Genomic DNA, 15,554 nt, shown 5'->3' with positions numbered 1-15,554 from the left:
TGTATTTAGTCGAAAAAAATTATATAATATAATTATATTGACAGAAACCACAAAACATTTTTGTGGATTAAGGGGAAAATAACAGATGAAGAAATTCTTTATCACAGTAATCTGTATAGCGATAGCCGCTATGGTCGGATACGGTATTAAATATGCCGTCACACCGATAAACACGCAGAAATTAAGCTATATAACGCAAGAAAATGCTATAAATACAAACGGTTTTATTATACGCGATGAATGGGTTATGTATTCACGCAGTGCAGGAACGGCTTATCATTCCGTTGCGGAGGGTGAGAGAGTCAGCAAAGACAGTACAATCGGTTCTTTGTTTTACGGCGATGTCAGCGATGACAGCATTAAAGAACTTACCGTTGTTGACAATAAGATAAAAAAGACAAAAACAGAAAAGAGTGAAGAATCAATTTCAACGCTCGATTCAAACACTTTGGAGAATAACATATACGAGCGTGAAAATGATATAATTGACGCGGCACAGGATAACGATATTCTTTCTATTGCAAAATACAAAAAGGATATTAACAGCCTAAGACAAAGCAATCAGCTTGCGGAGGACAACACAGAGCAGGAACTTGAAAATCATCGAGAGCAGATTTTAAACAGTATCGGCGTAAACAAAGAGGATATTTATGCACAGATTTCGGGTGTGTTTACAACTTATGTAGACGGATACGAAACGGAGCTTGTTCCGAATGACATAGAAAATTATGATGTTTCATATTTTGAAGGTTTGTCGCAGTCACCGAAGATACAGAAGATTGACAATAAAATCAATGCCGGCGGTGCGGTGTGCAAAATTGTTAATAACCACGTTTGGTATGTTATGATGGATATACCGTCAGATACCATTGAGGGAAGAGAAGTCGGCGATAACGTAAAACTTAGGTTTAACAATATGGCGGACGCAGTTGTTAAGGGCAGTATAAATTCTGTTTCAGCCGAAGAAAACGGCAGAGTTATATTGACGGTCAAATGCCCGACATATCTTGAAAGCGCATTTTCTTACAGACTTGTGGACGTGGACTTGATTTTTGAAAGTTATGAGGGCTACAAAGTGCCGATACAGTCTGTCAGAACTGAAGACGACGGATCTAAGAAGGTCATAGGAATAAAAGAAAACAGAGAGCATGACTGTTATTGCGATGTCTTGTTTACAAATACGGACGCAGGATATGCAATAATCGAATCAACAGACAACGCGGAAAATAAACTTTCACAGATGGAGAGAATTGTTGTCGGTGAAAGATAGGTAAAGGAATGATAAAAGTGAGTATAGCGGAAAATCTTGAAGACGTTGAAAAGAGAATAAGTGCGGCGGCTAAGAGGAGCGGACGCAAACGTGAAGATATAACGCTTGTTGCCGTTACAAAAACTCACCCTGCCGAAATGATGAACGAGGCTATAAAGCTTGGTGTAACGGACATCGGCGAGAATAAGCCGCAGGAGGTAAGGGACAAGTATGACAGCGTTTTGCCTGTAAAGTGGCATCTTATAGGTCATTTACAGACAAACAAGGTTAAATATGTCATTGATAAGGTTTGCCTTATTCATTCGGTTGATTCAATCAAACTTATGGACGAAATCGAACGTCAGGCGGAAAAACATAATCTTGATATGGATATTTTGATACAGGTAAATATCTCCGGCGAAGAAACAAAATCGGGAATATCAAAAGAAGAAGTTGAAGATTTGTTAAAATATGCCGGTAAATTAAAGCACGTAAAAGTTAAAGGCTTGATGACAATAGCACCGAAAACTGACAATTCTGTTACAAACAGATTACATTTTGACAACATGCGACAACTTTTTGTTGACATAAAGCAAAAAAAATATGATAATGTTAATATGGTATACCTATCAATGGGTATGAGTGGGGATTTTGAAACTGCCATTGAATGCGGAGCAAATATGGTTCGTGTCGGCAGTGCCATATTCGGTGCAAGAGATTATTCTCAAAATAAGTAATTTATGAAAGGATACAGACAAATGGGTTTTTTAAACACAGTAAAGCACTTTTTGGGCTTTGAAAGTGAAGATGATTATTATGATGACGACTATTATGATGAGGAAGAAACAGAAGATGAAGAAAACGCACGTGTCAAGAGAAGTTCGCAGCAGTCTGCTCCGAAAAAGACTTTCTCAAAGGTAGTGCCTATCAATCCGACATCATCTTCGAGAATAAAGATAATGAGACCTTCCGATATTAACGATTCGACAAATGTTGCCAATGAAATAAAAGAGGGCAGACTTGTTATTTTTGATGTAGGACAGATTGACAATGAAGAAGCAAGAAGAATTGTTGATTTTATGTCCGGTGCGGCTTACGGCGTAAACGGAAAAGTCAGACGTGTATCAGAGGGTATTTTTGTTGCTGCTCCGAAAAATATTGATATAACAGGCGATACAATGAAAGAACACGTTAAAAACGGTATGGATTGGAACTTTATGTAATCCGATATTCGGATTTGCTTATAATTAAACAAAATACGGCTGGGTGGTATGGGATATTACCACCCTTTTGTATATGAGGTGGATATGAATACAAATCATAAATTACTTATTGCAAGGATAAACGATTTGTTTTCGCTTTGCGATAAGCATTGTGAAATGAAATGTTCCGATTTCCTTGACGGCGGTGAACTTGCCGTGATTGAGGACGAATTTCAAATTCCGTACGGATATAATACGTTGTTTTTCGGCGGTTATGAAAATGCGGAAAGAAAGGTGATTTGCGTATTTCCCGAATGGCAGGAGTCTGAGGAAAGCGAAGTGCCGATTTCCGTTATACGTTTTGATGTGCCGAAGTTTCGTAAACTGACGCACAGGGATTATCTCGGTACGCTTATGTCGCTCGGTATCGACAGAAGTAAAACCGGCGATATTTTGACAGATGATGAGGGCGCATATGTGTTTGTAATGTCGGATATAGCGGAATATGTTGCACGAAACGTGAATAAGATTGCAAATGCGGGTGTTAATACGAAAATCGTTGATATGGCGGACTTTATACCGCCTAAACCGAAAACGACCGAAAAAATGTGCGTATGTGCGTCATTGCGTCTTGACGCGGTAGTTGCGGCGACACTCAATATATCAAGAGGAAATACGGAAAAATTAATAAGTTCGGGATATGTAAAACTGAATCACCGAGAAGTGCTTGACCGTTCAAAGCAAGTCGGTGAGGGTGACTTATTATCCATACGCAATTACGGAAGATTTATTTTAAAGGATATTGGGAACAATACCAGGAAAGGAAGACTTCACATAACTGTGGAGAAGTTCGTGTAAGGAGGGGGAGCATTGTGCTAAGACCTATTGATATTCAAAATAAGGAATTTGAAAAGAAACTCAAGGGCTATAATTGTGATGAGGTTGACGATTTTCTTGACGTTGTAATACAGGATTACGAACTTTTGTGTAAAGAAAATCAGACGCTTAAAGATAAAATCGGACTTTTGACCGAAACTGTGGAGCGTTACAAGCAAATGGAAAACACAATGCAGAAGTCGATTGACATTGCCAAGCAAGCCGCCGAGGACGCAAAGAGAAATGCCGAAACAGAGGCGAATGCAATTATCAGTAAAGCAAAGCTTGACGCGTCTTATCTTGCACGTCAGATTGATGATGAACATATGAAACGCCATCAAGAAATGCTTTCGCTGAAAGGCGAGATTGAACAGTATAAAATGCAGATTAAGTCACTTTGTGCGAATGTTATGAAAATGGTCGATAATATCGACTAAAAACATTGGCAGACAGGAAATTTTTCAATAAAAACTGTTGACTAAAAAAATATTTTGTAATATAATAAAACAATAAAGACGATGACGAAGACAGTATGTCATATTGAAAACACAGAGCGAGCTATGGACGGTGAGAGCATGGCGGTGAGTAAATGTGGCTGAATATCACTTCCGAGTTTCACACCGAAAGGCTTTGCCGAGTAGACTGTGACGGGTTTTCTCCGTAAAAGGAAACGCATATGTTGGTATGACGAGTGGTATAACGAAGCATTTGGCTTTCGTCTTGTTATGCAGGACGAAAGCTTTTTTATTTGAAAGGAATGAATATAATGTACGACAAGGTTTCACCAAATCTGAATTTTGTTGAAAGAGAAAAGAAAACCGAAAAATTCTGGGAAGACAATCACATTTTCCAAAAGAGTATCGATGAAAGAAAAGAAGGAGAGGTTTATACTTTCTATGACGGACCTCCGACTGCAAACGGTAAACCGCATATCGGTCACGTTTTAACGCGTGTTATCAAGGATATGATTCCGCGCTACCGTACAATGAAAGGCTACAAGGTACTTCGTAAAGCCGGTTGGGATACTCACGGACTTCCGGTTGAACTTGAAGTTGAAAAGAAACTTGGTCTTGACGGCAAGGAACAAATCGAAGAATACGGTCTTGAACCGTTCATCAAGCAATGTAAGGAAAGTGTATGGAAGTATAAGGGTATGTGGGAAGATTTCTCCGGTACAGTCGGCTTTTGGGCTGATATGGACGACCCTTATGTAACTTACGACAACAACTTTATCGAGTCTGAATGGTGGGCATTAAAGCAAATTTGGGAAAAGGGACTTTTGTATAAAGGTCACAAAATCGTTCCGTATTGCCCGCGTTGCGGTACTCCGCTTTCTTCACACGAAGTTGCACAGGGATACAAGGACGTTAAAGAACGCAGTGCTACTGCTAAGTTTATCGTAAAGGGTGAGGAAAACACATACTTCCTTGCTTGGACAACAACTCCTTGGACACTTCCGTCAAACGTTGCACTTTGTGTAAACCCTGTTGAAACATATGTAAAAATTAAAGTAGGTGACGAGAAGTTTATTTTGGCAGAGGCACTTGTTGAGACAAACTTCCCTGATACAGAATATGAAGTGGTTGAAAAGTATGTCGGTACTGACCTTGAATACAAGGAATATGAGCCGCTATTCAATTTCGTAACACCTGATAAAAAGGCTTATTATGTAACTTGCGACAGTTATGTAACTCTTACAGACGGTACAGGTATCGTTCATATCGCTCCTGCATTCGGTGAGGACGACGCGAATGTCGGCAGAAAGTACGACTTGCCTTTCGTACAGCTTGTTGACGGTAAGGGTGAAATGACTAAGGAAACACCTTGGGCAGGTACATTCTGTAAAGATGTTGATAAAGAAATTCTTGTAAATCTTGAAGAAAGAGGTCAGCTGTTCAATGCACCTAAGTTTGAACACAGCTATCCGTTCTGTTGGAGATGTGATACACCGCTTATCTACTATGCACGTGATACTTGGTTTATCAAGATGACAGACGTTAAGGATGACCTTATTAAAAATAACAATACAGTTAATTGGATTCCTAAGACAATCGGTGAAGGACGTTTCGGTGCTTGGCTTGAAAACGTACAGGATTGGGGTATAAGCCGTAACCGTTATTGGGGTACTCCGCTTAATATTTGGGAATGTGAATGCGGTCACAGACACGCAATCGGTTCTATCGAAGAACTCAAGTCAATGTCTGATAACTGTCCTGATGAAATCGAACTTCACAGACCGTTTATTGATGCTGTAACTATTAAGTGTCCTGAATGCGGTAAAGAAATGCACAGAGTTCCTGAAGTTATCGACTGTTGGTTTGACTCGGGTGCAATGCCTTTTGCACAGTGGCACTATCCGTTTGAAAATAAGGATATATTTGAAGAAAACTTCCCTGCTGACTTTATCAGTGAGGCGGTTGACCAGACAAGAGGTTGGTTCTATTCACTTCTTGCGGAATCAACTTTGCTATTCAATAAAGCACCGTACAAGAATGTAATCGTTTTGGGACACGTTCAGGATGAAAACGGTCAGAAGATGTCTAAGTCTAAGGGCAATGCGGTTGATCCGTTTGACGCACTTGAAAAGCACGGCGCGGACGCAATTCGCTGGTACTTCTATTCAAACAGTGCTCCATGGCTACCGAATCGTTTCCATGACGGTGCGGTTTCGGAAGGACAACGTAAGTTTATGGGTACACTTTGGAACACATATGCGTTCTTCGTATTGTATGCGAATATTGACGAGTTTGATGCAACAAAGTATACTCTTGAATACGATAAACTTTCGGTAATGGATAAGTGGCTTTTGTCAAAGCTTAATACACTTGTTAAGACAGTTGACGATAACCTTGCAAATTACAAGATTACAGAAACGGCAAGAGTGCTTGATAACTTTGTTGACGAGCTTTCAAACTGGTATGTAAGACGTTCGAGAGCACGTTTCTGGGTTAAGGAAATGACTCAGGATAAGATTAATGCGTACATGACTCTTTATACCGCACTTGTAACGCTTTGTAAGGCGGCTGCACCGATGATTCCGTTTATGACAGAGGATATTTATCAAAATCTTGTAAGAAATATTGATAAGTCCGCTCCGGAAAGTATTCACTTGTGCGACTTCCCTGAATATGACGAAAAACTTATTGATAAAGAACTTGAAAATGATATGGAAGAAGTTCTTGATATAGTTGTGCTTGGTCGTGCGTGCCGTAATACTGCAAATATTAAGAACCGTCAGCCAATCGGTATGATGTACGTTAAAGCACCGGAGGCACTTAGTGATTTCTATATTGACATTATTGAGGACGAACTTAACGTTAAAAAGGTTGAATTTACAGATGACGTTGCCGCATTTACTGCATATAGCTTTAAGCCGCAGTTAAAGACTCTTGGCAGACGTTTCGGTAAGAATATCAACGCAGTAAGAGAAATCCTTGCTAATATTGACGGTAGCAAGGCTATGGCTGAACTTAAGGAAACGGGCTCACTAAAGATTACTGTTGACGGAAACGAAGAATCGCTTGCAGAAGAAGATTTACTTATCGAATCGGCTCATAAGGAAGGTTTTGAATCAAACAGTGATTACGGTATTACTGTTGTGCTTGATACAAACCTTTCTGAAGAACTTATCGAAGAAGGATTTGTTCGTGAAGTGATTTCAAAAATTCAGACAATGAGAAAAGATTCTGATTTTGAAGTTATGGACCACATCAAAGTAAGCTGTGAGGGTAATGATAAGATTGCTAAGATTATCACTGATAATGAAAGCACTATCAAAGACGAAACTCTTGCAGATGAAGTTGATACAAATTCTGCCGACGGTAATACAAAAGAATGGAACATAAACGGTGAAAAGGTAACACTTGGTGTTAAGAAACTCTAATTTGGATTGACAGAAAATCATATACATTATATAATAATGTATATGATTTTTTTGTGGAGAAAAACAGATGAAAAGCAACAGGTTTTTAAAGAAAGGTTACACGACTGGGAGCTGTGCCGCGGCGGCGGCAAAAGCGGCGGTTATGACTGTGTTAAATGACGAAATAGTCATAACAACTCAAATTACACTTCCCAAAGGTGAGAGCATAAGTATTGACATAACCGACACGCAGATTGACGGTGACAGTGTCACTTGCACAGTTAAAAAGTACAGCGGTGACGATCCCGACATAACCAACGGTATACTTGTTTGTGCGACTGTCAGAAAAAATAGTGGCGGTATAAAAATTGACGGCGGTGTGGGCGTAGGTCGCGTGACTCGTAATGGACTTGATCAACCTGTCGGAAATGCCGCGATAAACAGTGTTCCGCGTCAAATGATTAGAAACAGTATAAATGAGATTTGCGGTGATTATGACGGCGGTTTTGATGTGATTATTTCCGTGCCGAACGGCGAAGAAATCGCGAAAAAGACGTTTAATTCAAGACTCGGTATTGAGGGTGGAATTTCGATTTTGGGTACAAGCGGAATTGTTGAGCCTATGAGTGAAAAGGCACTTTTGGACACGATTTTTCTTGAACTCAATACACGAAAAAGTGCCGGCGACAGTATTGCGGTGCTTGTGCCGGGCAATTACGGCGAGGATTTTGCTAAAAAAACTTTTGGTATAAAAAATACCGTTCAGTGCAGTAATTATATTGGTGACGCGATAGATTATGCGTCCGATTTGGGTTTTTCGGATATACTGATAATTTCGCATATGGGTAAACTTGTTAAGCTTGGCAGCGGAATTATGAATACTCATTCAAAATATGCGGACGGCAGAATGGAAACGCTTGCGTTATGTGCGGCTTTGGCCGGTGTGGAGAATTTTGCGGATATTCTCGATTGTGTGACGACCGATGAGGCTTATGAAATTATTAGGGACACTAAAACTATTGATATATTGATGAAAAGAATTGATAAATACCTAAAGCACAGAAGTGATGTCAATATTGGTGCGATAATGTTTTTGAATAAACAGGGAATTATCGGAAAAACTGCTGATGTCGACGGTATTTTGGAAAGGATATAAAATGGTACATTTTGTTGGAGCGGGCAGCGGTGCAGCCGATCTTATAACTATACGCGGAAAAAAACTTTTGGAAAATGCAGATATTATTATTTATGCCGGTTCGCTTGTTAATCCCGAGCTTTTGGAATATGCAAAAGACAGTGCTGAAATTTATAACAGTGCAAAAATGAATCTTGATGAAGTTATTGACGTAATGAAACAGGGGGACACTAAAAACATTGTGCGTTTGCATACGGGTGATCCGTGTGTTTACGGTGCAATTCGTGAACAAATGGATAGGCTTGATAAACTTGGAATTGAATATGATGTTTGCCCCGGTGTAAGCTCGTTTTGCGGTGCGGCGGCGGCTTTGAAGGCGGAATATACGTTGCCTGATGTATCGCAAACCGTCATAATAACGCGTATGGAGGGCAGAACTCCTGTACCTCCGAAAGAAAAAATACATTTGCTTGCGTCACATAATGCGACAATGGTGATATTTTTATCAACAGGTTTATTAAAGGAATTGTCGGCTGAACTTGTAAAAGGCGGTTACAGTGAAAATACACCTGCGGCGATAGTTTACAAGGCTACTTGGAAAGACGAAAAAGTTATGCGTTGCACAGTGGGGACATTAAATAAAACAGCAGAGAAAAACGGTATAAAAAAGACCGCACTTATAACAGTCGGTGATTTTCTCGGCGATGATTATTCACTGTCGAAACTTTACGATAAGACATTTACAACCGAATTCAGAAAGGGCGTGACGGAATGAAAATTGCGTCAATAGCTTTTACGGAAAACGGTGCGAAAATCGTAAAAATGCTCGTGCATGAAATGGACGTAAAGGGCTACGTTTTTGAAAAATATAAGACTGACGGCTTGGAAACATTTAATAATGTTTCGTCACTTGTCAGAGATATTTTCAAGAAATATAATGCGATTGTGTTTGTCGGCGCGTGCGGAATTGCGGTGCGTTCGATAGCTCCGTATGTCAAGGATAAAGCCAAAGATCCGGCTGTTGTGGTGGTTGATGAAAAAGGCAATTTTGCGATACCGATTTTGTCCGGACATATAGGCGGTGCGAATGATTTGGCGGAGAAAATCGCCTCATTGACAAGCGGAGTGGCGGTTATAACTACTGCAACCGATATTAACAAAAAATTCTCTGTTGACACATTTGCGGTAAGAAATAATTTGCATATAGGGGACACTAAACTTATAAAGGAAATATCGTCACGGATTTTGAACGACAAAAAAGTCGGATTGTATACCGATTACGAATTAAAAAACGTTCCAGACTGTTTTGAAGAAAGCAATGAAGTCGGAATTTGCATAAGTGATGACGATAAAAAGCCGTTTAGAACTACGCTTAATTTAATGCCGAAAAATGTTGTACTCGGAATCGGTTGCAGAAAAGGCTGCGAAACTGTCGAAGAAAGTATATTGGCATTTTTGAAAGTGAACGGAGTGTCGGTTTATTCGCTTTTTGCGGTTGCGACGGTGGATATAAAGAAAAATGAAAAGGGCATTGTTGAATTTTGTGAAAAATTCGATATACCGCTTTTGACGTTTTCGGCTGAAACTTTGGCGGCGGTCGAGGGGGAATTTACAGCGTCCGAATTTGTGAAAAAGACTGTCGGAGTCGATAATGTGTGCGAAAGAGCGGTTTGTGCGGTCGGTGCGAAAATAACAGAAAAAAAGACGGCTTTAAACGGTACGGCTTTGGCACTCGGAAGAATAAATACGGAAATTGATTTTTTGAAAGGTTAAGTTTGAATGAAAATTTATGTTGTTGGAATAGGCGCAGGAAGTGCAGACGGAATGACTTTTGAGGCGAGAAATGTGCTTGAAAAAGCCGATGTGATTGTCGGATATACGGTGTATGCCGAGCTTGTGAAAAAGCTGTTTCCTGAAAAAGAATATTTCGTTTCGGCGATGAAACAGGAGGCGGAGCGTTGCAGAAAAGCGGTTGAAATGGCGGCTGACGGCAGAAATGTTGCAGTTGTTTGCAGCGGTGATGCAGGAGTTTACGGTATGGCGTCACTTGTGTATGAAATTGCGGCAAGCTATGAAAATGTTGAAGTGAGCGTTGTGGCAGGAGTGTCGGCAATGCTTAGCGGCGGTGCACTTGTGGGAGCACCGTTGGGACACGATTTTGCCGTTATAAGCCTTAGCGATTTGCTCACCCCCTGGGAGAAAATCGAAAAACGTCTTGAATGTGCGTCGGCGGCTGATTTCGCGATATGTCTGTACAATCCGTCAAGTAAAAAACGTCACGATTATTTAATGCGCGCGTGTGACATAATGCTGAAACACAAAAACGCTGATACGGTGTGTGCTGTTGCAAAAAATATCGGTCGTGACGGTGAGGAATATGCGATTATGAGCCTTGCCGAACTTAGAAATTACAGCGCGGATATGTTTACGACTGTGTTTATCGGTAATTCTATGACGAAAAATATCGGCGGAAAAATGGTTACACCGAGAGGGTATAAAAATGTTTGATGTAGTATTGTTTGGCGGTACGGACGAGGGACACAAAATCGCCGACTTTTTGAGTGAGCAAAAAGTCAGTTACATTGTGTGCGTTGCAACGGAATACGGTGCGGAATTGCTTGATATGAAAAACGTGCGCATCGGAAGAATGACGGCGGAAGAAATGGCTGATTTTTTTGACGAAAACAGTGTTAGATTGGTCATTGACGCAACTCACCCTTACGCCGAATTTGTGACAGAAAACATAAAAAAAGCGTGTAAAGTGAAGTATATAAGGGTTGTGCGTGAGGACGTTCAGGCTGACGGGACGTATTTTGAAAATATCAAAACAGCCGCAGAATACCTTGAAAAAACAACAGGAAACATACTTATAACGACCGGCTCAAAGGAAATTGCAAAGTTTTCGGTTGTTGCGGACAGAGCGTTTGCACGCGTACTGCCGTCGGAGGAATCGCTGGAGCTGTGTAAAAATGCAGGTTTCAAGATGAAAAATATTATTTGTATGCAAGGGCCGTTTTCGAAAGCGTTTAACAGTGCGTTAATTCGTGAGCTTGACATTAAGTATCTCGTCACAAAATGTACGGGAAAAAACGGCGGTTTTACGGAAAAAACAGAGGCGGCAAAGGAAAACGGCGTTGAGTGTATTATAATTAAAAGACCGACCGATGAAAGCGGAATGACGGTTTCGGAGGTTGAAAAAATGATTTTGGAGTGGTTGTAATATGAACATTTTTATAGTCGGTGTCGGAATGGGGGACACTAAATATTTGACAAAAATTGCAGAAGAAAAAATAAAAAATGCTGATATTATAATCGGTGCAAAACGTGTTGCCGAGCCGTATGTCAACGAGAAAAGAGTTTTTTTTGAGTATGAAACGGATAAAATTAAAAAGATTTTAGAAGAAAATAAGTGTGAAAATGCGGTAATACTTTTTTCGGGTGATACGTCATTTTTCAGCGGTGCGAAAAAATTAAAAGAAGAATTTCCTAATGCAGAAATTTTTGCGGGTATAAGCTGCGTATCGTATTTTTGCGCTAAAATCGGTATGGCGTATGACAATATGAACATTGTAAGTATGCACGGCAGAAATTGCAACATTGTGAGTGAAGTCAGAGAGAATGAGAAAACATTTGTGCTTTTGGGTGAAAATCCTTGCGACAAGTTGTGCCGATACGGTTTTGAAAATGCCGAAGTTTATATCGGAGAAAATCTGTCATATGAAAATGAAAAAATACTTCATGGAAAAGCAAGAGATTTTAGGGACACTAAATTAGCTTCGCTCAGTGTGGCGGTAATAATCAATAATGAATATGACAAATGCACAAAAATCGGAATTAACGACAGCGAATTCGTGACGGGCAACGCACCTATGACAAAAAGTGAAGTGAGAGCGGTAAACATATCAAAGCTTGAAATCAAAGATGACGATATATGTTACGATATAGGTGCGGGAACAGGCTCGGTAAGCATTGAAATGGCTCTGCTATGCGGAAAAGGCAAGGTATATGCGATTGAAAAAAAAGCGGAGGCGGCTGAATTGATAAAACAAAATGCACTCAAATTTCATGCCGATAATATTGAAATAATTTGTGCGGACGCACCGAACGGTATGGTCGGATTACTGAAAGCGGACAAGGTTTTTATAGGCGGTTCATCGGGGAATTTGTATGAAATAATAGAAAAGTGCGATTGCAAAAAAGTGGTCGTGAACGCGATAACGCTTGAAACTTTATCGCTTGCACAAGAAAGTTTTGAAAAACTCGGGTATGAATATGAAGTGACGCAAATCTGTGCGTCAAGAGGAAGAAAGGTCGGCGGATACAATATGATGACGGCACAAAATCCCGTTTTCATAATCTGTGGTGAAAAATTATGAGGAGAATTATGATTGCCGGCACAAACAGCGGCTGCGGAAAAACAACTGTGACTTGTGCGGTGCTTCAAGCACTTGTAAACAGAAAAATTAATGTTTCGTCTTTTAAATGCGGTCCGGATTATATTGATCCGATGTTTCACAAAACGGTTATCGGAACAGCAGCGTACAACCTTGACACATACCTTATGAGCAATGATGCTGTGAATTATTTGCTGAATAAAAATAGCGGTGATATTGCGGTTATTGAGGGTGTTATGGGCTTTTATGACGGTTTTTCTTTTACGGAAAAGGGAAGTACGCACGAGCTTTCGGAGATTACCGATACGGATGTTATTCTTGTTGTAAACTGCCGTGGTATGAGCCTGTCCGCAATGGCTTTGGTGAAAGGGTTTAAGGAGTTTAGGAAAAATAATATTAAGGGCGTTATTTTTAATAATCTGTCCGAAAAACTGTACGGTAATTTGTCGGAAGAATGTCGAAAAATCGGCTTAGTTCCTTTAGGTTTTTTGCCGAACATCAAAGATGTGCAGATAAGCAGCAGGCATCTGGGACTGGTCACCGCAGGGGAAATTGATGATATAAAGGACAAGATGAATTTACTTGCCGACTATGCCGAAAAATACATTGATATAGACAAGATTTTAGAAATATCCGAAAACGATAGGGACACTAAATTTACATCACTTGAAATTACAAAAAAATATAACGTAAAAATTGCGGTTGCGTATGACAGAGCGTTTTGTTTTTATTATGAGGATAATCTTAATTTACTCAGTGAAATGGGTGCGGAGATTGTTAAGTTCAGTCCGCTTGAAAATGAGAGCGTACCGCAGTGTGACGGATTGATTTTGGGAGGCGGTTATCCCGAACTGTATGCGGATATTCTTGAGGAAAATACGGGGACACTGAATTCGGTTGAAGAGTGTGTTGAAAGCGGTGTACCGTGTATTGCGGAATGCGGAGGGTTTATGTATCTTCACGAGATTATGGAGGATAGCGATAAAAACGAACACAGTATGGTCGGCATAATCAAAGGGAAGTGCAGAAAAACAGACCGTTTGCAACGCTTCGGATATATGGAAATGACGGCAAACAGAGATAATATTTTATGCAAAAAAGGCGACAAAATCCGTGCGCGGGAGTTTCATTATTTTGACAGTGACTGTAACGGAAACGGTTTTACGGCTGTGAAAAATGACAGACAGTGGGAATGTGTGAATGTTGATAAAAACTTATTTGCAGGTTTTCCACACTTGCACTTTTTTGCAAATATAAATTTTGCCGAAAACTTTATGAAAAGCTGTGAGGAATACAAATGTACAAAATCAGAAAATTAGATGAACAAGCAATAGAAAATGCGGAAAAGAAATGGAACTCAATAGCAAAACCGTTGCACAGTCTTGGTGTATTTGAGGATATTGTAAAAAATATTGCGGGTATTCAAGGAACACAAAACATAGACATAAAAAAGAGATGTGTACTTGTCATGTGTGCCGATAACGGCGTTGTGTGCGAGAGAGTAACTCAGACGGGGCAGGAAGTTACGGCGGTTGTGACGGAGAACTTCGCAAAGGGTGCAACAAGCGTGTGTGCTATGGCAAGAAATATCGGTGCGGACGTTGTACCGATTGACGTGGGAGTGGCGCGTGACGTTGACGGCGTGGTAAACAAAAAAATATCGTACGGCACAAAAAATATGTTACACGAAAAAGCAATGACGTATGAGCAAGCCAAAGAGGCGGTGCAAGTGGGAATTGACTGCGTAAAAGAGCTTAGCGAAAAAGGCTATAAAATCATTGTGACCGGTGAAATGGGAATCGGAAACACGACTACAAGCTCGGCGGTTGCAAGCGTTTTGCTTGACAGAAAAGCAGAGGACGTAACCGGCAGAGGTGCAGGGCTGACAAGCGGTGCATTGGAGAGAAAAATTGAGGTTATAAAAAAGTCGATTGAGCTTCACAAACCTGATAAAAACGATATTTTTGACGTACTTTCAAAGGTCGGCGGTTATGACATTGCCGCTTTGACGGGGGCGTTTATCGGCGGTGCTATGTACGGCGTTGCAATGGTTATTGACGGATTTATTTCGTCGGTGGCGGCACTTTGTGCGGAAAAGTTATGCCCGAAATGCAGTGATTTTATGATTGCGTCACACGTTTCAAAGGAAAGCTGTACGGCTGATATTTTGGAATTACTCGGCAAGAAAGCACCGATAAATGCGGATATGTGCTTGGGCGAGGGGACAGGCGGAATGGTTATGCTTGCCGCACTTGATACCGCACTTTGCGTATATAACGAAATGTCTACTTTTGACGATATTAACGTTGAAAGCTATAAGGAGCTTAAATAATGTTTATACTTGTAACAGGCGGAAGCGGAAGCGGAAAGTCTGAATTTGCCGAAAATATTGCAATGAAATTGGGCGGTAAAATGCTGTACGTTGCAACGATGAAACCATATGATGACGAATGTTTAAAACATATCGAACGTCACAGGAAAATGCGTGACGGCAAAGGCTTTAGAACGGTTGAATGTTATACTGATTTATCCGAAATAACGGAAAGTGCCGATACAATTCTTTTGGAATGTATGTCGAATTTGACCGCAAACGTGATGTTTTCGGATAATAATGAAAATGCTTTTGAAAAAATTATCGGCGGAATTTTGAATTTAAAGAGTGAAAATATTGTTATTGTTACAAATGAAATATCTTCGGACGGCATTGAATATGACGGGGACACTAAAATGTATATCAGCCTTTTAGGCAGAATAAACAGTGCATTGTCAAAACGTGCCGATAAAGTGTATGAGGTCGTTTACGGAATACCGATTGAAATTAAAAGGGGACAGTAAA

The 15,554-nt window shown here is 40.3% G+C and carries 15 protein-coding genes; all 15 read left to right on the top strand.

The window, feature by feature from the left end:
• Window positions 1-85: 85 nt before the first annotated feature.
• The 15 genes from LKE05_RS09445 (at window position 86) to LKE05_RS09375 (ending at window position 15,553) form a co-directional block, all read left to right on the top strand.
• Entirely contained in the window at window positions 86-1,270 is a 1,185-nt protein-coding gene (locus tag LKE05_RS09445; protein WP_308456652.1) for a biotin/lipoyl attachment domain-containing protein, read from the top strand.
• 8 nt (window positions 1,271-1,278) lie between these two features.
• Window positions 1,279-1,986 carry a YggS family pyridoxal phosphate-dependent enzyme gene (locus LKE05_RS09440; protein ID WP_308456651.1) on the top strand — a complete coding sequence of 236 codons (708 nt, stop codon included), beginning with the start codon at window positions 1,279-1,281 and terminating at the stop codon, window positions 1,984-1,986.
• Between the two features lie 21 nt (window positions 1,987-2,007).
• Entirely contained in the window at window positions 2,008-2,472 is a 465-nt protein-coding gene (locus LKE05_RS09435) for a cell division protein SepF (RefSeq protein WP_308456650.1), read from the top strand.
• 84 nt (window positions 2,473-2,556) lie between these two features.
• Window positions 2,557-3,309 carry a YlmH family RNA-binding protein gene (locus tag LKE05_RS09430; RefSeq protein WP_022230005.1) on the top strand — a complete coding sequence of 251 codons (753 nt, stop codon included), beginning with the start codon at window positions 2,557-2,559 and terminating at the stop codon, window positions 3,307-3,309.
• Window positions 3,310-3,323: 14 nt separating this feature from the next.
• A complete protein-coding gene (locus tag LKE05_RS09425) occupies window positions 3,324-3,764 on the top strand; it encodes a DivIVA domain-containing protein (RefSeq protein WP_022230004.1) in 441 nt (146 codons plus the stop codon).
• Window positions 3,765-4,093: 329 nt separating this feature from the next.
• Window positions 4,094-7,210: an isoleucine--tRNA ligase gene (gene ileS / locus LKE05_RS09420; RefSeq protein ID WP_308456649.1), complete on the top strand. Its 3,117-nt coding sequence runs from the start codon at window positions 4,094-4,096 to the stop codon at window positions 7,208-7,210.
• A gap of 67 nt (window positions 7,211-7,277) precedes the next feature.
• Complete coding sequence (gene cbiD, locus LKE05_RS09415) at window positions 7,278-8,345, top strand: cobalt-precorrin-5B (C(1))-methyltransferase CbiD (protein WP_308456648.1); 1,068 nt, start codon at window positions 7,278-7,280, stop codon at window positions 8,343-8,345.
• Window position 8,346: 1 nt separating this feature from the next.
• Window positions 8,347-9,099 carry a precorrin-4 C(11)-methyltransferase gene (gene cobM / locus LKE05_RS09410; RefSeq protein WP_022230276.1) on the top strand — a complete coding sequence of 251 codons (753 nt, stop codon included), beginning with the start codon at window positions 8,347-8,349 and terminating at the stop codon, window positions 9,097-9,099.
• Window positions 9,096-10,097 carry a cobalt-precorrin 5A hydrolase gene (locus LKE05_RS09405; RefSeq protein ID WP_308456647.1) on the top strand — a complete coding sequence of 334 codons (1,002 nt, stop codon included), beginning with the start codon at window positions 9,096-9,098 and terminating at the stop codon, window positions 10,095-10,097. The genes cobM and LKE05_RS09405 overlap by 4 nt, the downstream gene beginning before the upstream one ends.
• Before the next feature lie 6 nt (window positions 10,098-10,103).
• The gene (gene cobJ, locus LKE05_RS09400) at window positions 10,104-10,832 is read left to right on the top strand and encodes a precorrin-3B C(17)-methyltransferase (protein ID WP_308456646.1); all 729 of its coding nucleotides are present in this window, start codon (window positions 10,104-10,106) and stop codon (window positions 10,830-10,832) included.
• Window positions 10,825-11,544, top strand: coding sequence for a precorrin-6A reductase (gene cobK / locus LKE05_RS09395; protein WP_308456645.1), 720 nt, complete (start codon window positions 10,825-10,827; stop codon window positions 11,542-11,544). The genes cobJ and cobK overlap by 8 nt, the downstream gene beginning before the upstream one ends.
• 1 nt (window position 11,545) lies before the next feature.
• Window positions 11,546-12,700 (top strand): precorrin-6y C5,15-methyltransferase (decarboxylating) subunit CbiE, encoded by a 1,155-nt coding sequence (cbiE, locus tag LKE05_RS09390; RefSeq protein WP_308456644.1) that lies wholly within the window; start codon window positions 11,546-11,548, stop codon window positions 12,698-12,700.
• The gene (locus tag LKE05_RS09385; protein ID WP_308456643.1) at window positions 12,697-14,037 is read left to right on the top strand and encodes a cobyrinic acid a,c-diamide synthase CobB; all 1,341 of its coding nucleotides are present in this window, start codon (window positions 12,697-12,699) and stop codon (window positions 14,035-14,037) included. Before cbiE ends, LKE05_RS09385 begins: the two co-directional genes overlap by 4 nt.
• The gene (gene cobT / locus LKE05_RS09380; protein ID WP_308456642.1) at window positions 14,016-15,050 is read left to right on the top strand and encodes a nicotinate-nucleotide--dimethylbenzimidazole phosphoribosyltransferase; all 1,035 of its coding nucleotides are present in this window, start codon (window positions 14,016-14,018) and stop codon (window positions 15,048-15,050) included. The genes LKE05_RS09385 and cobT overlap by 22 nt, the downstream gene beginning before the upstream one ends.
• Window positions 15,050-15,553, top strand: coding sequence for a bifunctional adenosylcobinamide kinase/adenosylcobinamide-phosphate guanylyltransferase (locus LKE05_RS09375; RefSeq protein WP_308456641.1), 504 nt, complete (start codon window positions 15,050-15,052; stop codon window positions 15,551-15,553). Before cobT ends, LKE05_RS09375 begins: the two co-directional genes overlap by 1 nt.
• Window position 15,554 lies beyond the last annotated feature (1 nt).

The organism is Hominilimicola fabiformis (genome assembly GCF_020687385.1).
Lineage (GTDB): Bacteria > Bacillota > Clostridia > UBA1381 > UBA1381 > Hominilimicola > Hominilimicola fabiformis.
The sequence above is the reverse complement of the archived record's forward strand: the minus strand, read 5'-3'. Positions and strand labels throughout refer to the sequence as shown.